19 protein-coding genes are annotated in these 16,264 nt (G+C 46.1%); all 19 read left to right on the top strand.

Translation table 11 applies throughout. The features are described from left to right. Nucleotides 1-31 precede the first annotated feature (31 nt). Genes swrD through sigD form a run of 19 tightly spaced genes read left to right on the top strand, consistent with a single transcriptional unit; the run spans nucleotide 32 to nucleotide 16,250 of the window. Nucleotides 32-247: a swarming motility protein SwrD gene (swrD, locus tag AC1DN5_RS05235; protein ID WP_003154243.1), complete on the top strand. Its 216-nt coding sequence runs from the start codon at nucleotides 32-34 to the stop codon at nucleotides 245-247. Beyond that, entirely contained in the window at nucleotides 244-663 is a 420-nt protein-coding gene (fliL, locus tag AC1DN5_RS05230; RefSeq protein WP_016936115.1) for a flagellar basal body-associated protein FliL, read from the top strand. The genes swrD and fliL overlap by 4 nt, the downstream gene beginning before the upstream one ends. 33 nt (nucleotides 664-696) lie before the next feature. Next, nucleotides 697-1,695, top strand: a complete 999-nt coding sequence (gene fliM / locus AC1DN5_RS05225) for a flagellar motor switch protein FliM (RefSeq protein ID WP_016936114.1) — start codon at nucleotides 697-699, stop codon at nucleotides 1,693-1,695. Further along, nucleotides 1,685-2,821 carry a flagellar motor switch phosphatase FliY gene (gene fliY, locus AC1DN5_RS05220; RefSeq protein ID WP_327814220.1) on the top strand — a complete coding sequence of 379 codons (1,137 nt, stop codon included), beginning with the start codon at nucleotides 1,685-1,687 and terminating at the stop codon, nucleotides 2,819-2,821. Before fliM ends, fliY begins: the two co-directional genes overlap by 11 nt. A 26-nt stretch (nucleotides 2,822-2,847) precedes the next feature. After that, nucleotides 2,848-3,210, top strand: a complete 363-nt coding sequence (cheY, locus tag AC1DN5_RS05215) for a chemotaxis protein CheY (RefSeq protein WP_003154238.1) — start codon at nucleotides 2,848-2,850, stop codon at nucleotides 3,208-3,210. Nucleotides 3,211-3,224: 14 nt separating this feature from the next. Next, nucleotides 3,225-3,878 (top strand): flagella biosynthesis regulatory protein FliZ, encoded by a 654-nt coding sequence (gene fliZ, locus AC1DN5_RS05210; RefSeq protein WP_095240719.1) that lies wholly within the window; start codon nucleotides 3,225-3,227, stop codon nucleotides 3,876-3,878. Continuing rightward, nucleotides 3,871-4,536: a flagellar type III secretion system pore protein FliP gene (gene fliP, locus AC1DN5_RS05205; protein WP_016936111.1), complete on the top strand. Its 666-nt coding sequence runs from the start codon at nucleotides 3,871-3,873 to the stop codon at nucleotides 4,534-4,536. The genes fliZ and fliP overlap by 8 nt, the downstream gene beginning before the upstream one ends. Before the next feature lie 14 nt (nucleotides 4,537-4,550). Next, nucleotides 4,551-4,820, top strand: a complete 270-nt coding sequence (gene fliQ / locus AC1DN5_RS05200) for a flagellar biosynthesis protein FliQ (RefSeq protein WP_013352270.1) — start codon at nucleotides 4,551-4,553, stop codon at nucleotides 4,818-4,820. A gap of 6 nt (nucleotides 4,821-4,826) precedes the next feature. Next, nucleotides 4,827-5,606 (top strand): flagellar biosynthetic protein FliR, encoded by a 780-nt coding sequence (gene fliR, locus AC1DN5_RS05195; protein ID WP_016936110.1) that lies wholly within the window; start codon nucleotides 4,827-4,829, stop codon nucleotides 5,604-5,606. Continuing rightward, complete coding sequence (gene flhB, locus AC1DN5_RS05190; protein WP_047474991.1) at nucleotides 5,606-6,685, top strand: flagellar biosynthesis protein FlhB; 1,080 nt, start codon at nucleotides 5,606-5,608, stop codon at nucleotides 6,683-6,685. Before fliR ends, flhB begins: the two co-directional genes overlap by 1 nt. 33 nt (nucleotides 6,686-6,718) lie before the next feature. Further along, on the top strand, nucleotides 6,719-8,752 hold the full coding sequence (gene flhA / locus AC1DN5_RS05185) for a flagellar biosynthesis protein FlhA (RefSeq protein ID WP_188154044.1): 2,034 nt from the start codon (nucleotides 6,719-6,721) through the stop codon (nucleotides 8,750-8,752). Beyond that, nucleotides 8,752-9,843 (top strand): flagellar biosynthesis protein FlhF, encoded by a 1,092-nt coding sequence (locus AC1DN5_RS05180; protein WP_327814225.1) that lies wholly within the window; start codon nucleotides 8,752-8,754, stop codon nucleotides 9,841-9,843. The genes flhA and AC1DN5_RS05180 overlap by 1 nt, the downstream gene beginning before the upstream one ends. Then, on the top strand, nucleotides 9,840-10,733 hold the full coding sequence (locus AC1DN5_RS05175; RefSeq protein WP_366969390.1) for a MinD/ParA family protein: 894 nt from the start codon (nucleotides 9,840-9,842) through the stop codon (nucleotides 10,731-10,733). Before AC1DN5_RS05180 ends, AC1DN5_RS05175 begins: the two co-directional genes overlap by 4 nt. Beyond that, nucleotides 10,730-11,797, top strand: a complete 1,068-nt coding sequence (locus tag AC1DN5_RS05170) for a protein-glutamate methylesterase/protein-glutamine glutaminase (RefSeq protein ID WP_366969389.1) — start codon at nucleotides 10,730-10,732, stop codon at nucleotides 11,795-11,797. The genes AC1DN5_RS05175 and AC1DN5_RS05170 overlap by 4 nt, the downstream gene beginning before the upstream one ends. A gap of 5 nt (nucleotides 11,798-11,802) precedes the next feature. After that, nucleotides 11,803-13,821, top strand: a complete 2,019-nt coding sequence (gene cheA, locus AC1DN5_RS05165) for a chemotaxis protein CheA (protein ID WP_188154048.1) — start codon at nucleotides 11,803-11,805, stop codon at nucleotides 13,819-13,821. A 22-nt stretch (nucleotides 13,822-13,843) separates the two neighbouring features. Then, nucleotides 13,844-14,317: a chemotaxis protein CheW gene (cheW, locus tag AC1DN5_RS05160; protein WP_016936103.1), complete on the top strand. Its 474-nt coding sequence runs from the start codon at nucleotides 13,844-13,846 to the stop codon at nucleotides 14,315-14,317. 15 nt (nucleotides 14,318-14,332) lie between these two features. Continuing rightward, nucleotides 14,333-14,962 carry a CheY-P phosphatase CheC gene (gene cheC / locus AC1DN5_RS05155; protein ID WP_016936102.1) on the top strand — a complete coding sequence of 210 codons (630 nt, stop codon included), beginning with the start codon at nucleotides 14,333-14,335 and terminating at the stop codon, nucleotides 14,960-14,962. Further along, nucleotides 14,959-15,459, top strand: coding sequence for a chemoreceptor glutamine deamidase CheD (gene cheD / locus AC1DN5_RS05150; protein ID WP_064778913.1), 501 nt, complete (start codon nucleotides 14,959-14,961; stop codon nucleotides 15,457-15,459). Before cheC ends, cheD begins: the two co-directional genes overlap by 4 nt. 26 nt (nucleotides 15,460-15,485) lie before the next feature. Beyond that, nucleotides 15,486-16,250 carry an RNA polymerase sigma-28 factor SigD gene (gene sigD, locus AC1DN5_RS05145; RefSeq protein WP_003154217.1) on the top strand — a complete coding sequence of 255 codons (765 nt, stop codon included), beginning with the start codon at nucleotides 15,486-15,488 and terminating at the stop codon, nucleotides 16,248-16,250. Nucleotides 16,251-16,264 lie beyond the last annotated feature (14 nt).

Here is a 16,264-nt window from a genome sequence, read left to right as displayed (position 1 = left end):
GGGAGGCGGTAAGGCCGCTTCTCCGGATTGAATGATTCAAGTCACCCGTTTAAACGGCCAGCCTTTTACGCTGAACGCGCTGTTTATCGAACAGATTGAGTGCTTCCCCGACACGACGATTACGCTGTCCAACGGCAAAAAGTTCGTAGTGAAAGAACCGGAAGAAGCAGTTCTTAAAAAAGTCATTTCGTTTTACCATAGCATACAAATATTTTCACTGGATCAGGGAATAGAGGAAGAAGAATGAAAAAAAAATTAGTCATTATTATGCTGATTATTTTAATTGTCGTTGCCGGCCTCGGAACGGCAGCATATTTTGTCGTCAGCGGACATTCAGACAAAGACAAAAAGCCTACAATCGATGAAGTCGTTGCAGCCACTGTGTCTGTCGACGATATCACGACGAACTTAAAGTCCGACAGCATCATCCGCATCGGCATCAAGCTTGAAACCGACTCGGAAAAAGCGAAGGAAGAACTTGAAAAACGCGATTTTCAGGTGAAAGACAACATCATTTCCATTTTAGCCGATACAAGCGCCGGAGAGATTGAGGGAGATAAAGGAAGAGAAGCGTTTAAACAATCCTTAAAAGAAAAAGTAAACAGCTATCTCCAAGAAGGAAAAGTTCAGAAAGTGTACATTACCTCCTTTAATCTGCAATAAAAACAAATTTGACAGAATACGGAGGTGAAGAAAATGTCTGGAGAAGTTCTCTCTCAAAATGAAATAGACGCACTGCTTTCAGCCATTTCGACGGGTGAGGCGGATGCGGAAGAGCTGAAAAAGGAAGTTAAAGAGAAAAAAGTAAAGGTATATGATTTTAAACGGGCGCTCAGGTTTTCGAAAGATCAGATACGGAGTTTAACCCGGATACATGATAACTTTGCGAGGCTTCTCACAACACACTTTTCCGCCAAGCTCAGAACATATATCCATATATCTGTCAGCTCAGTTGACCAGGTGCCGTATGAAGAATTTATCCGTTCCATACCGAACATGACGATCCTGAATTTGTTCGATGTTCATCCGATGGAAGGCAGGATCATGATGGAGGTTAATCCCACCATCGCATACGCCATGCTCGACCGCGTCATGGGAGGCATCGGCATCACCCATAACAAAGCTGACAATCTTACGGAAATAGAAACGAACATTATTTCTAACTTATTTGAAAATGCACTGGGCAATTACAAAGAAGCTTGGCAATCCATTGCTGATATTGATCCTGAAATGACTGAATTTGAAGTGAATCCTCAGTTTGTGCAGATGGTTTCGCCAAATGAAACCGTCGTGGTCATTTCTCTCAATACGCAGATCGGTGAAATCAGCGGTGTCATTAATCTTTGTATTCCCCATGTCGTGCTTGAGCCGATAATCCCTAAGCTTTCCGTACATTATTGGATGCAATCAGATCGGAATGAAGCGAAGCCCGAAGAAACGAAGTCGCTTGAAAAGCGCATCATGACGGCACAAATTCCCGTAGTAGCTCTCTTGGGAGCTTCTGAACTGACAATAGAAGAATTTTTAAGTTTGGAAGCCGGGGACTGTATAACTCTGGACAAATCAGTGACTGATCCTCTTACTGTATTGGTCGGAAACAAACCGAAGTTTTTAGGGCAGGCCGGCCGGGTGAATCGAAGACAGGCAGTGCAAATTTTAGATCACGACATAAGAGGTGAACAAGATGAACAATAGATTATCTCAAGATGAAATCGATGCTCTTCTTAATGGCACAGGAAGTCAAGAGGATACAGAACAGCCTCAAAAGGCGACCTTGTCTGAACTTGAGCGCGATACGATCGGAGAAATCGGGAATATTTCATTCGGCAGCTCAGCTACGGCGCTGTCCACTCTTTTAAATCAAAAAGTGGACATTACGACACCGAGTGTGACCGTCATTTCAAAAAGCAAAATCAGTGATGAATTTCCTCATCCGTATGTTGCCATTGAAGTGAACTACACAGAAGGATTTGACGGCAGCAATTTGCTCGTCGTAGAACAAAGCGACGCAGCCATCATCGCGGATTTGATGATTGGCGGAGACGGCCAAGGCGCCGATCCGTCCCTCGGGGAAATCCACCTGAGCGCTGTGCAGGAAGCAATGAATCAAATGATGGGCTCGGCTGCTACATCGATGTCGACCGTATTCAGTAAAAAGATCGACATTTCTCCGCCGCGGGTTGAACTTCTGGATGTGACGGAAGAAAAAGGGACGGACAGAATACCCGAGGATGACCTGCTCGTAAAAGTTTCATTCCGCCTGAAAGTCGGTGAATTAATCGATTCGAGCATTATGCAGCTTTATCCGCTTACGTTTGCGAAAGATCTGATCGCGGAGCTGATGAATACAGATCAGCCTGTGGCAGAAGCCGCGGAAGCCGTATCACAGCCGCAGGAAACATACGAAATGCCGCAGCCGGAACCGGCCGTTCAGCAGGAACCGCAGGCAAAACCCGAGCTTCCGAAGAGACAGGGAACCGCTAAAAAAGCTGCTCCCGTTCAAGTCGCTCCGGTGGAATTCCAGGCGTTTGATCAAAATGCAGCGGCGGCGCACGGTTCAAGAAACAACCTTGATATGCTGATGGATATCCCGCTTTCCGTTACGGTCGAGCTCGGCAGAACGAAGAGAAGCGTCAAAGAAATCCTTGAACTTTCTGCGGGAAGCATTATTGAGCTTGACAAGCTGGCGGGTGAACCCGTTGACATCCTGGTCAATCAGCGGATCGTAGCAAAGGGCGAGGTCGTTGTCATAGAAGAAAACTTCGGCGTGAGAGTTACTGACATTTTAAGTCAGGCAGACCGCCTTAACAATTTAAAATAAGCGAACATAGAGGAGAGAAACAGATTATGGCACACAGAATTTTAATTGTAGACGATGCAGCATTTATGAGAATGATGATCAAGGATATTTTGGTGAAGAACGGTTTTGACGTTGTAGCTGAAGCTTCAGACGGAGCACAGGCGGTCGAAAAATTCAAAGAGCATTCACCCGACCTTGTGACAATGGATATTACAATGCCTGAAATGGACGGAATTACCGCACTAAAGGAAATTAAACAAATCGATCCGCAGGCGAAAATCATCATGTGTTCGGCAATGGGCCAGCAGTCAATGGTCATTGACGCGATTCAAGCCGGCGCAAAAGACTTTATCGTGAAGCCGTTCCAAGCGGACCGCGTGCTTGAAGCTATTAATAAAACATTAAGCTAAAGGGTGTACGACTGTTGAAAAAGAGTCATGGTTTACTAGCTTTGATTTGTTGTTTCGTTTTACTCAATGTACATCCGTTTCCTGCATTTGCGGCGGAGTCTGATAATTCCACCGTCAACGAATGGTTTGACAAACAATCAACAAACAAAACAGAGAAAAAAAACGATACATCGAAACAAACGTCTGATCAAGAGATAGGGGATGCTTCTGCATCTTCTGTCTCCGCTTTTGATTTTGTAAAGATGATTGGGGCGTTATTATTTGTCATTCTGCTGATCTATGGATTTGTCAAACTGATGAATAAAAGAAACCGTCTGCTGAAGCCGTTTCAATATGTAGAAAATATCGGCGGAACGTCAGTCGGCCAAAACCGTTCCGTGCAGCTGATTAAAGTGGGGAACAGCGTACTTGTAGTCGGTGTCGGCGAGACGATACAGCTTTTAAAAGAAATTGAAGATGAAAAAGAGCGAGAGGCGATTCTGAGCCAATACGAAGAGGCGATGTCCTCAAAAGTGGAATGGACCAAACTCGTAAATCCGCGTAAGGATGGAGAAAAAAAGCCGCAAACGATGCTTCCCTCGTTTTCAAAAGCGCTGAAAGAACAGCTGAGCGAGCTGAAACAAAGCCGTTCTGAAGGAAAAAAGAAAGGCCCGTATCATCATGAATGAATTTATTAATCTTTTTAATTCAAGCAGTCCGACCGAAGTCAGCTCTACTGTTAAGTTACTGCTGCTTTTGACCGTCTTTTCAGTGGCGCCGGGTATTTTGATTTTGATGACTTGCTTTACGAGAATCGTCATCGTCCTGTCTTTTGTGAGAACCTCACTGGCGACGCAGAACATGCCTCCGAATCAGGTATTAATCGGTCTTGCGCTGTTCTTAACGTTTTTTATTATGGCTCCGACTTTTTCAGAGATTAATAAGGATGCCTTAACGCCGCTGATGAACAACAAAATCAGTCTCGATGAAGCATATACAAAAGCCGAGAAGCCGATTAAAGAATACATGAGCAAGCATACAAGGCAAAAGGATCTGGCGCTGTTTATGAACTACGCCAAAATGAAAAAGCCCGAATCGATTCAGGATATTCCTTTGACGACGATGGTGCCCGCTTATGCGATCTCGGAACTCAAGACCGCTTTTCAAATGGGCTTTATGATTTTTATTCCGTTTTTAATTATCGATATGGTCGTGGCGAGCGTCTTAATGTCAATGGGAATGATGATGCTTCCGCCGGTTATGATCTCTCTGCCCTTTAAAATATTGCTTTTCGTTTTGGTCGATGGATGGTATTTAATCGTGAAATCTTTGCTTGACAGCTTTTAGGGTAGGTGCTAATTGTGAGTTCAGAATTTGTAATTTCCATGGCGGAAAAAGCCGTATACGTAACACTGATGATCTGCGGGCCGCTGCTGGCGATCGCGCTGATCGTCGGTTTGCTCGTCAGTATCTTTCAAGCGACAACTCAAATCCAGGAACAGACGCTTGCGTTCATTCCGAAAATCGTGGCGGTAATGCTCGGACTGATCTTTTTCGGTCCTTGGATGCTGTCGACGATTCTTTCGTTTACAACTGATCTGTTCTCTCATCTGAACCGATTTGCAGGGTAGAATCAAATGAATTCCATCATTGATTTATTTCCCGCTTTTTTATTGGTTTTTATTAGAATTTCTGCTTTTTTTGTAACGGTGCCGATATTCGGGCACCGGAACCTGCCGGCGGTTCACCGAATCGGGTTTGCTTTCTTTCTTTCGGTGATCTGCTTCAGTACGCTGAAACATGCGCCGTCAGTTGACATAGGGGAACAGTATATGCTGCTTGTCATAAAAGAGGCCGTTGTAGGCTTGAGCCTCGGGCTGATTGCTTTCATGATGCTGGCAGCCATTCAGATCGCGGGTTCCTTTATTGATTTTCAGATGGGTTTTTCCATCGCGAATGTCATTGATCCGCAATCAGGAACGCAAAGCCCGCTGATCGGCCAATTCGTTTATACACTGGCACTGTTATTTATGCTCAGCGTAAACGCCCATTATCTATTATTGGACGGGATTTATTACAGCTTTCAGTATATTCCGCTTGATCAGGCATTTCCGTCGTTTGGAAATGAGCACTTTGGACTTTTTATCGCAAAAAGCTTCAATGCCATGTTTATTATCGCTTTTCAAATGTCTGCGCCGGTTGTGGCCAGTCTGTTTTTAGTTGATTTGGCGCTTGGCATTGTGGCGAGAACGGTGCCGCAGCTGAACGTTTTCGTTGTCGGGCTTCCTCTGAAAATAGCCGTGAGTTTTATTATGCTGATCGTTTGTATGGCGGTGATGTTTGTCCTCGTCCGCAATATCTTCAGCCTTACCGTTGAAACAATGCGAAATTTATTGGCATTGGTCGGTGTGACGTGATGAGACTCAGACTGAATCTGCAATTCTTTGCCGGTGAAAAAACGGAGAAAGCCACCCCGAAAAAACGAAAAGATACAAGAAAGAAAGGTCAGGTCCCGAAAAGTACGGATGTGAATACAGCCGTTTCCTTACTGATTATCTTTCTTTCGCTGATCGCGCTCGGCCCTTACATGCGGGACAGGCTGCTGTCCTTTATTAAAACGTTTTATACGAAATCGATAGCGTTAGATCTGTCAGCGTCTAACGTGCATGAGCTTTTTGTGGATACAGTGAAAGATATCAGCCTCATCCTTGCGCCGATTATGCTGGTCGCGCTTTTGGCAGGTGTCGTGAGCAACTACATGCAGGTGGGTTTTCTGTTTTCTGCAGAAGTTCTCAAACCTGACCTGAACAAGCTCAGCCCGCTGAAAGGATTTAAGCGGATATACAGCATGAGGGCGATTGTTGAACTGGTTAAATCGATTTTGAAGATTGCCGTAGTCGGTTTTGCCGCCTTTATGGTGCTCTGGCTGCATTATGGCGATATTCTCCGCCTTCCGCTTTTAACGCCTGCGGAAGTGCTCACATTTGTATCTAAGCTCACTCTTTGGATGGGGCTTGCGGGCTCAGGGGCTTTAATGCTGCTGGCCGGGCTCGATTACTTATATCAGCGTTTTGACTATGAGAAAAACATCAGAATGTCAAAGCAGGATATAAAAGATGAATACAAAAAATCGGAGGGCGACCCGATTATCAAGTCCAAAATTAAGCAGAAGCAGCGGGAAATGGCGATGAGGCGAATGATGCAGGAAGTGCCGAAAGCTGACGTCATCATTACCAACCCGACCCACTATGCGATCGCTCTAAAATATGATGAAAAGAAAATGGATGCCCCTTATATTGTTGCCAAAGGGGTCGATCATCTCGCATTAAAAATCAGGCAGATTGCCAAAGAACATGATGTCATGACGATTGAAAACAGGCCGCTCGCGCGTGCGTTATATGATCAGGTTGACATCGACCAGGCCGTGCCGGAAGAGTTTTTCAAAGTCATTGCGGAAATTTTGGCTTATGTCTATAAAACAAAACAAAAAGTATAGTGAATTTCAGATTCAAAAGGAGAGAAAAACAGCATGTCAACAAGAGATTTATCGGTTTTAATAAGTGTTGTCCTCATTGTGGCAATGCTGGTGATTCCATTCCCTCCATGGTTGTTAAGTATATTGATCATCATTAATATCTCTCTTGCGTTGATCGTGCTTCTCACCACAATGAATATGCAAGAACCGCTGCAATTTTCGATATTCCCGTCATTGCTGCTGTTATTGACGCTGTTTCGGCTTGCGCTCAATGTGTCGACGACTCGTTCGATTCTTTCTCATGGAGAAGGGGGAAAGGTTGTTGAGACATTCGGGAATTTCGTTGTCGGCGGAAATGTGCTGGTAGGGCTTGTTGTCTTCATAATCTTGATTATTATTCAGTTTATCGTCATTACTAAAGGCGCCGAGCGGGTATCGGAAGTGGCGGCGAGATTTACGCTCGATGCGATGCCCGGAAAACAAATGAGTATTGACGCGGATTTAAACGCCGGCATGATTACGGAGCAGGACGCGAAACACAGACGTGAAAAAGTCGCGCGGGAAGCGGATTTTTACGGCGCGATGGATGGTGCGAGCAAATTTGTCAAAGGGGATGCGATCGCGGGTATCATCATCGTGATGATCAATATTATTTTCGGGATCGTAATCGGCATGCTGCAGCAGGGGATGAGCATACAAGAAGCTGCTTCTCACTTTACAATGCTGACGGTCGGTGACGGTATCGTTTCTCAAATGCCGGCCTTGCTTATTTCAACGGCTACGGGGATTGTCGTGACGAGAGCGGCATCTGAAGGGAACCTCGGTCATGATATTACAGGCCAGCTGTTCGCTTATCCGAAGCTCTTATATGTAGCCGCGGGAACTGTTCTTTTGCTTGGTCTTCTCACGCCGATCGGCATTCTGCTGACGGGGCCGATTGCCGGTCTGCTTGCATTCGGCGCTTATAAGCTGTCCAAAACGGATAAGCCGAGCGAAGAAGAGGAAGAAATTCTTGAAGAAGAGGCTCAGGCGGATGAACTGAAAAGCCCGGAAAGCGTTGTGCAGCTTTTACATATTGATCCGATTGAATTTGAGTTCGGATACGGATTGGTGCCGCTCGCAGACGCGGGGCAGGGCGGTGATCTTCTTGACCGCATCGTCATGATCAGACGACAGCTGGCGCTTGAATTAGGGCTTGTCATTCCGGTTGTGCGCATCAGGGATAATATCGCGCTTCAGCCGAATGAATACAGATTGAAAATTAAAGGCAATGAAGTCGCTAAAGGAGAGCTCCTGCTTGATCATTACTTAGCGATGTCACCGACGCCTGAAGATGACGTGATTGAAGGAATTGAAACGATTGAACCGTCATTCGGGCTTCCCGCAAAATGGATCAGCGAAGCTGCGAAAGATGAAGCGGACATGCTGGGGTATACAGTTGTTGATCCGGCGTCAGTCGTATCTACGCATATTACGGAAAAAATTAAGCAGTATGCCCATGAACTGGTCGGCAGACAGGAAACAAAGCAGCTGATCGATCATCTGAAGGAAAATTATCCCGTGCTTGTTGAGGAAGTCACGCCAAATCCTCTTTCTGTCGGCGATATTCAAAAGGTGCTTGCTAAATTGCTGAGAGAAAAAGTTTCAATCAGAAACTTGGTGACCATTTTTGAAACACTTGCCGATTACGGAAGATTAACGACCGATTCAGATCTTTTGACGGAATACGCGAGACAGTCGCTCGCCAAACAAATCACGGCCCAATATGCGAGAGACCATGAAACGCTGAAAGTCATCACATGCTCAGGCCGGGTCGAAAAAGCAATTGCAGACGGCGTGCAGCAGACTGAACAGGGCAATTACCTGTCGCTTGATCCTGAGGTTTCAGACAGTATCATCCGTTCTGTCGCTAAAGAGGCCGAGCAGCTTTCCATCCGGCAGGAGACGGCGATTCTTCTCTGTTCGCCTGCTGTCAGAATGTATGTAAAACAGCTGTTAGAACGCTATTTCCCTGATCTTCCGGTTCTTTCTTATAATGAGCTGGAAGCAAACGTTGAAGTACAGAGCATTGGAGTGGTGGATATTTAATGAAAATAAAAAAATTTACAGCCGCTTCAATGCAGGATGCCGCGAAGCAAATTAAAAAGGAACTCGGCAACGATGCCGTCATTTTACATTCCAAACAAGTAAAGAAGCGAAAATGGCTGGGGCTGCGGTCGCAGCCGGCTGTTGAAGTAGTCGCCGTTTTAGATCGTGACGTCAGGGAAACGAGAAAAACGCCGCCGGCTCCCGGTGAAGACATGAAAAAGACGGAAACGGTGAAAAAAGCCGAGCCTGTTCAGCCGCCGCGTCTTCCGGATCATGCTACATCTGGTGATCTGGCACGTTATAAAGAAGTGCTCCCCGAACCAATAAAAAAAGCCGAGAGACTATTGAAGCAAGCAGGTCTTCCGGATCATACGCAAAACGCCGTTTTGAGTGAATTGCTACGTTCTTCGATTGCCGCCGGTGATTTAACTGAAGACAATGTCAGCCCGAAACTGCAGGATTTGTTAGTGAAAAAACTCCCCTCAGCAGACAGGTGGCAGGAAGGGATTCAATCAAAATACGTCGTGCTTTTCGGTTCAACCGGGGCCGGCAAAACGACCACACTTGCAAAACTTGCAGCCGCATCAACGCTGACAGAGCACAAAAAAATTGCATTTATGACGACGGATACTTACCGGATTGCCGCAGTCGAACAGCTGAAGACATATGCGGAACTGCTTCAGGCTCCTCTTGAAGTATGTTATTCAAAGGAAGACTGTCTGAAAGCGCAGGAAAAATTCGCTGAATATGACCATGTTTTCATTGATACAGCCGGAAGAAACTTTAAAGAAGAGCAGTATATTACGGAATTGCAAGAGATGATTCCGTTTGAAGCAGGCTTACAATCCTTTCTCGTGTTATCTTCATCTGCAAAATATGAAGATATGAAACAGGTGCTGAAACAATTTTCCGGTGTGCCGGTCAATCAATTCATTTTTACGAAAACGGATGAAACCGCCTCACTCGGCTCCGTGTTTCAAGTGCTTTCTGAATCGAGAATCGGGGCCGCCTATTTGACAAATGGACAGGATGTGCCTGAAGACATCCTGTCGGCTTCACCAGAACAATTTGTCAGGATGCTTTTGACATGAAACCCGATCAGGCAGAGTCATTAAGAAGAAAAATGAGACAGCGGCAAATGGCCAAGCCGGAGTTTTATGAAAAAAAAGCGAAGACATTAGCCGTCATCAGCGGCAAAGGCGGCGTCGGAAAATCTAATTTAACATTAAACATGGCCGTTGCCCTGCAGGAAAAAGGAAAAAAAGCACTCATCATTGATCTTGACATCGGGATGGGCAACATTGAGGTGCTGATCGGTGCGGCACCTACCCGCACTATTATTGATGTGATGGAGAATCGGTACGCGTTGGCTCAATCACTGTCCTCCGGTCCGAAAGGCCTTCACTACATATCCGGAGGAACGGGGCTTGAGGCGATTTATCAAGCTGACAGAGAGAAGTGGTCAGCATTTATGAATGGTCTTTCCGCTGTATTAAGCGATTTTGATTACGTTCTGTTTGATATGGGAGCGGGACTTTCAAAAGAACAGCTGCCGTTTATTTTATCGGCTGAAGACATTCTCGCCGTGACAACGCCTGAGCCGACGGCAATTATGGATGCCTACAGCGCGATCAAACATCTCACCCTCGCGGATGAGCGGCTGACCATAAACATTGCCGTCAATCGCGCCCGGGCCCAAAAACAGGCGCTGGACACATACAGCCGCCTATCTTACGCGATTCACACGTTTTTAGGCGTGGAGGTGCGTTTCGCCGGCTCCATCCCGGATGATCCGCTGGTAAGTCAAGCTGTCATTGACCAGGTGCCTTTTTTAATAAAAAGTCCTCAAGCAAAAGCCAGCAGGTCCGTCCGTCTTCTGACGGATGTCTTGTTTCAAACGGAAGAAAACAAACCAAGAGAAGAGAAACCGGCATTTATTGAGAGATTATCTTCTTTTTTAATGAGGAGGACTTTACAGTGATTCGTGTGCTTGTCGTTGATGACTCAGCTTTTATGAGAAAAATGATTACCGATTTTCTGGCTGCGGAAGTGCAGATAGAAGTCATCGGGACAGCCAGAAACGGAGAAGAGGCGCTGAAAAAAATAGAGCTTCTCAAGCCGGATGTTGTCACGCTTGATATTGAAATGCCGGTCATGAACGGAACGGATACATTGCGGAAAATTATCAGCATATATAAACTTCCTGTAATCATGGTATCAAGTCAGACGCAGCAAGGAAAAGACCGAACGATCAACTGCCTGGAAATGGGTGCCTTTGATTTTATCACCAAGCCTTCCGGAGCGATTTCACTTGATCTTTATAAAATTAAAGAACAGCTGATTGAAAGGGTGATTGCGGCGGGACTGTCCTTCGCAAAAGAAACTGAGCCGGCGGTGAAAGAACCCCTCACCCCGGAACGTCCGGCTGCTGTGGGATTTGAGAGGCCGAAAGCAAAATCTGCTAAGCAGGCCGTGTTCATTGCGACCTCTACAGGCGGACCGCGGGCTTTGCAAAAGGTGATTCCGAAGCTTCCGAAGGATTTAAAGGCGCCTGTATTTGTCGTTCAGCACATGCCTGAAGGCTTCACCGCTTCACTTGCAGACAGACTCAACCATTTGTCAGATATTCAGGTTAAAGAAGCGGAAAACGGTGAAGAGGCGAAAGCCGGATGGGTGTACATCGCGCCCGGCGGAAAAAATATGACGGTTGCCGAGGAAGGCGGAAGGCTCCGCATCATTCTTGACGTTCATGATACGGAAAGCCGGCATAAACCGTCGGCCGATTATTTGTTTCGTTCGGCAAGCCGATTGTCCGATTATGAAAAGGTAGCCGTTATTATGACCGGTATGGGCAGCGACGGAACCGAAGGGGTAAAAGAAATGCTCAGAACAGGCGGCGTTAAAACGATTGCGGAATCCGACGAATCCTGTGTTGTGTTCGGGATGCCGAAGTCAGCGATAAAAGCGGGCCTCATTCATGAGATTAAACATGTGGAAGAAATCGCGGCATCCATCACCGGATGTGTGAAAAAAGAGAGGGTGTGAATCAATTGGATATGAATCAATATTTAGATGTCTTTATTGATGAAAGTAAAGAGCACTTACAGACATGTAACGAAAAGCTGCTGCTGTTGGAAAAAGATCCGTCAGACCTTCAGATTGTGCATGACATCTTCAGAGCTGCCCATACGCTGAAAGGCATGAGCGCAACGATGGGATATACTGATCTGGCACATTTAACTCACTTGATGGAAAATGTGCTGGACGCCATCCGCAACGGAGAGATGCCGGTCACATCAGATTGGCTGGATGTGCTGTTTGAAGCGCTGGATCATCTTGAAGAGATGGTGCAGTCCATTATTGACGGAGGAGACGGCAAACGTGATATTTCTGAAGTGAGCGCAAAGCTCGATGTAAACGCGGTGCATGAGACTGCCGCTTCAGCTGAAACAGCAGAACCGCCGGCTTCAACGAAACAAGCTTCAGCTGAATGGAATTATGATGAGTTCGAACGGACTGTCATCGAAGAGGCAGAAGAGCAAGGATTCAGCCGCTATGAAATAACGGTTTCCCTGAATGAAAACTGCATGCTCAAAGCCGTGCGCGTGTACATGATATTTGAAAAGCTGAATGAAGCGGGTGAAGTCGCAAAAACGATACCAGCTGCGGAAGTGCTTGAGACGGAAGATTTCGGAACGGATTTTCAGGTGTGCTTCTTGACAAAGCAGTCTGCTGAGGAAATTAAAGACCTCATCAGCGGCATTTCAGAAGTGGAGAACGTCGAAGTTTCTGTCGGTGCGCCGTTAAAAACAGCTGAAAAACCGCAAGCAGCTGAACCGGTGAAGGACGTTCCGGTTAAAAAGGCTGAAAAGCAGCCGAACCCGCAAGCGAAAACGGAAGAACAGCCGAAGCATCACAGCGGCTCGAAAACGATTCGTGTCAACATTGAAAGACTGGATTCTTCAATGAACCTTTTTGAAGAGCTTGTCATTGACCGCGGACGTCTTGAGCAGATCGCCAAAGAGCTTGATCACAATGAATTGACTGAAACCGTTGAACGCCTGACCAGAATCTCAGGAGACCTTCAATCTATTATTCTGAATATGCGGATGGTTCCGGTAGAAACCGTCTTTAACCGTTTCCCGAGAATGATCCGCCAGCTTCAAAAGGAATTAAATAAGAAAATTGAATTGTCCATCATCGGCGCTGAAACAGAGCTTGACCGCACGGTGATTGATGAAATCGGCGATCCGCTTGTCCATTTAATCAGAAACAGCATCGATCACGGCATCGAAGCGCCTGAAGTGCGGGTGAATAAAGGAAAACCGGAATCTGGCCATGTCGTACTTAAGGCATATCACAGCGGAAACCATGTCTTTATTGAGGTTGAAGATGACGGGGCCGGCCTGAACAGAAAGAAAATTCTCGAAAAAGCGCTCGAACGAAATGTCATCACCGAACGTGATGCTGAAACGCTTGAAGATAATGAGATTTACGAGCTTATTTTTGCTCCGGGCTTCTCGACTGCCGATCAAATTTCTGATATTTCGGGCCGGGGTGTCGGCCTGGACGTTGTGAAAAACAAACTTGAATCACTCGGCGGCTCGGTCAGTGTCAAATCCGCTGAAGGGCAGGGTTCTCTTTTCAGTATTCAGCTTCCGCTGACACTTTCAATTATCTCCGTCCTTCTCATTAAACTTGAAGAAGAGACCTTTGCGATACCGATCTCTTCTATTATAGAGACGGCTGTGATCGAAAAGAAAGATATCCTGCAGACGCATGACAGAGAAGTGATTGATTTCAGAGGACAGATTGTTCCGATTGTCTACCTGAAAAAAGAATTCGGCATTACGGATTCAAAACAGGATGCGGATCAGTTCCATGTGATCGTCGTGAAAAAGGGCGATAAATCTACTGCTTTTGTCGTGGACTCTTTTATCGGCCAGCAGGAAGTCGTACTGAAATCACTCGGAGACTATTTAACGAACGTCTTTGCGATTTCCGGCGCTACGATTCTCGGAAACGGAGAAGTGGCGCTGATTATTGATTGCAATGCGCTGATCTACTAAAACGACACGAGGAGGTGCCCTTATGACTGCTGAAATCAAAACAGGTGAAAAAATGATTGTGTTTATGATAAACGGGAAAGAATACGCTATCTCAGTTTCCCAGGTGAAATCAATTGAAAAGTGGCAAAAACCGACGAGAGTCCCGGGTGTGGAACCTTATATCCGCGGTGTTATCAATCTGCGCGGGGTGATTACGCCGGTTCTTGATTTAAGAAAACGTCTGAACCAGCCTGAACAGGACATCACAGAAGAGACGCGGATTATCATTATTTCTTACCGCGACGCCGATGTCGGGTGGGTTGTGGATGAGGCTAATGACGTCATCACCGTGCATGAAAATGAAATTGAATCCGCGCCTGAAAGCCAGACAAAGGAAGCGGATGTGTGGATTAAACAGATCGTCAAGCAAGATAACAGGCTCCTCAATATTATTGATGCGCATGCGGTGCTGGATAAAGGTGCTTCTGCATCTGCATCCGGAGAGCCGAATGCTTAAAGGGGATAAGACAACATGAGTAAGTTTGAAGCGATCAAAGAAGAGCAGATGGATATTTTGCGGGAAGTCGGAAATATCGGGGCGGGTCACTCAGCCTCTGCCATGGCTCAGCTGCTGAACAGAAAGATAGATATGGAAGTGCCGTTTGCGACCTTATTGACATTTGATGAGCTCGCTGATTTTTTCGGAGGTGCCGAAACGCCGGTCGCCAGTATCTTTTTAAGAATGGAAGGCGACATGACCGGTTCTATCTTTCTCATCATGCCTTTTGATCAAGCGGAACAGTTTATCAGAGAGCTGATCGGAAATCCGGATTTTGATATTGACCAGTTGGGTGAGGATCATTTGAGTTCTTCTGCTTTACATGAGTTCGGCAATATTTTAGCAGGTTCCTATTTAACGGCATTGGCTGATTTGACGAAGCTCGAGATTTATCCGAGTGTGCCGGAAATCTCACTGGATATGTTCGGTGCGGTTATCAGTGAAGGACTGATGGAGCTCAGCCAAGTCGGGGAACATGCCATTGTCGTGGATACTTCTATTTTTGACCAAGGCAGCCAGCAGGAGCTCAAAGCCCATATGTTTATGCTTCCGGACTATGATTCTTTTGAAAAGCTCTTCGTCTCATTGGGTGCGGCTTTATGAGCCGTGCGGAAGCCGCAGTTGTTAAAGTGGGGATTGCGGATGTTCAAATCGCGCGTTATCCGGATAAAATCCGGACTTCGGGACTCGGTTCATGCGTGGGACTGGTTTTATACGATAAAGACAAACAAACGGCGGGACTCGTTCACGTGATGCTGCCGGACTCCGGTTTATCGAAAACGGCGGAACTGAACCGCGCAAAATATGCAGACACCGCCGTAAAGACGACGATTGACATGCTTTTGAAAGCCGGATGCCGCAGGTTTGCCCTGAAGGCAAAGCTCGCAGGGGGAGCTGAGATGTTTAAGTTTAAAATGACAAACGATCTGATGAAAATCGGCCCAAGGAACGTAGCGGCCATTAAAGAGCAGCTTTCATTGTATAACATTCCGGTCATCAGTGAAGATACCGGCGGCTCAAGCGGCCGGACGATTGAATTTGAGCCAAAGTCCTGCATGCTGCACATCCGAACTGTTAAACAAGGTGAAACAACGATTTAATTAAGGTATGAGGTAGGGGGATAACAATGCAATCCTTGAATTATGAAGATCAGGTGCTTTGGTCGCGCTGGAAAGAGTGGAAAGATCCTAAAGCCGGTGATGATTTAATGCGCCGTTACATGCCGCTGGTCACATATCATGTCGGCAGAATTTCCGTCGGACTGCCGAAGTCGGTGCATAAAGACGATCTAATGAGCCTTGGTATGCTTGGTTTATATGATGCCCTAGAAAAATTTGACCCCGGCCGGGATTTAAAATTTGATACCTATGCCTCGTTTAGAATTCGCGGTGCAATCATCGACGGGCTGCGTAAAGAAGATTGGCTGCCCAGAACTTCACGGGAGAAGACAAAAAAAGTCGAAGCGGCGATCGAAAAACTTGAACAGCGCTACCTTCGGAATGTGACGCCTTCAGAGATCGCAGAAGAACTGGGGATGACGGAGCAGGACGTAGTATCAACGATGAATGAAGGGTTTTTTGCCAATCTCTTATCAATTGATGAAAAGCTTCACGACCAGGATGACGGTGAGAATATTCAAGTCATGATCAGAGATGACAAAAATGTGCCGCCGGAAGAAAAAATCATGAAGGACGAGCTGATCGCCCAGCTTGCGGGCAAAATTCACGAGCTCTCTGAAAAAGAACAGCTTGTCGTCAGCTTATTTTATAAAGAAGAACTGACACTGACCGAAATCGGACAAGTCCTGAATCTTTCGACCTCCCGGATTTCGCAGATTCATTCAAAGGCGCTGTTTAAATTAAAGCATCTGCTTGAAAAAGTAATTCAATAATGAACTCATGGTTA

Source organism: Bacillus sp. 01N42_2 (assembly GCF_056399565.1).
The sequence above is the reverse complement of the archived record's forward strand: the minus strand, read 5'-3'. Positions and strand labels throughout refer to the sequence as shown.

What these genes read in the sequence shown, in the direction of transcription:
- swrD (WP_003154243.1), top strand. Translation starts at nt 32, where the DNA reads ATGATTCAAGTCACCCGTTTAAACGGCCAGCCTTTTACGCTGAACGCG.
- fliL (WP_016936115.1), top strand. Translation starts at nt 244, where the DNA reads ATGAAAAAAAAATTAGTCATTATTATGCTGATTATTTTAATTGTCGTT.
- fliM (WP_016936114.1), top strand. Translation starts at nt 697, where the DNA reads ATGTCTGGAGAAGTTCTCTCTCAAAATGAAATAGACGCACTGCTTTCA.
- fliY (WP_327814220.1), top strand. Translation starts at nt 1,685, where the DNA reads ATGAACAATAGATTATCTCAAGATGAAATCGATGCTCTTCTTAATGGC.
- cheY (WP_003154238.1), top strand. Translation starts at nt 2,848, where the DNA reads ATGGCACACAGAATTTTAATTGTAGACGATGCAGCATTTATGAGAATG.
- fliP (WP_016936111.1), top strand. Translation starts at nt 3,871, where the DNA reads ATGAATGAATTTATTAATCTTTTTAATTCAAGCAGTCCGACCGAAGTC.
- fliR (WP_016936110.1), top strand. Translation starts at nt 4,827, where the DNA reads ATGAATTCCATCATTGATTTATTTCCCGCTTTTTTATTGGTTTTTATT.
- flhB (WP_047474991.1), top strand. Translation starts at nt 5,606, where the DNA reads ATGAGACTCAGACTGAATCTGCAATTCTTTGCCGGTGAAAAAACGGAG.
- flhA (WP_188154044.1), top strand. Translation starts at nt 6,719, where the DNA reads ATGTCAACAAGAGATTTATCGGTTTTAATAAGTGTTGTCCTCATTGTG.
- AC1DN5_RS05180 (WP_327814225.1), top strand. Translation starts at nt 8,752, where the DNA reads ATGAAAATAAAAAAATTTACAGCCGCTTCAATGCAGGATGCCGCGAAG.
- AC1DN5_RS05175 (WP_366969390.1), top strand. Translation starts at nt 9,840, where the DNA reads ATGAAACCCGATCAGGCAGAGTCATTAAGAAGAAAAATGAGACAGCGG.
- cheW (WP_016936103.1), top strand. Translation starts at nt 13,844, where the DNA reads ATGACTGCTGAAATCAAAACAGGTGAAAAAATGATTGTGTTTATGATA.
- cheC (WP_016936102.1), top strand. Translation starts at nt 14,333, where the DNA reads ATGAGTAAGTTTGAAGCGATCAAAGAAGAGCAGATGGATATTTTGCGG.
- cheD (WP_064778913.1), top strand. Translation starts at nt 14,959, where the DNA reads ATGAGCCGTGCGGAAGCCGCAGTTGTTAAAGTGGGGATTGCGGATGTT.
- sigD (WP_003154217.1), top strand. Translation starts at nt 15,486, where the DNA reads ATGCAATCCTTGAATTATGAAGATCAGGTGCTTTGGTCGCGCTGGAAA.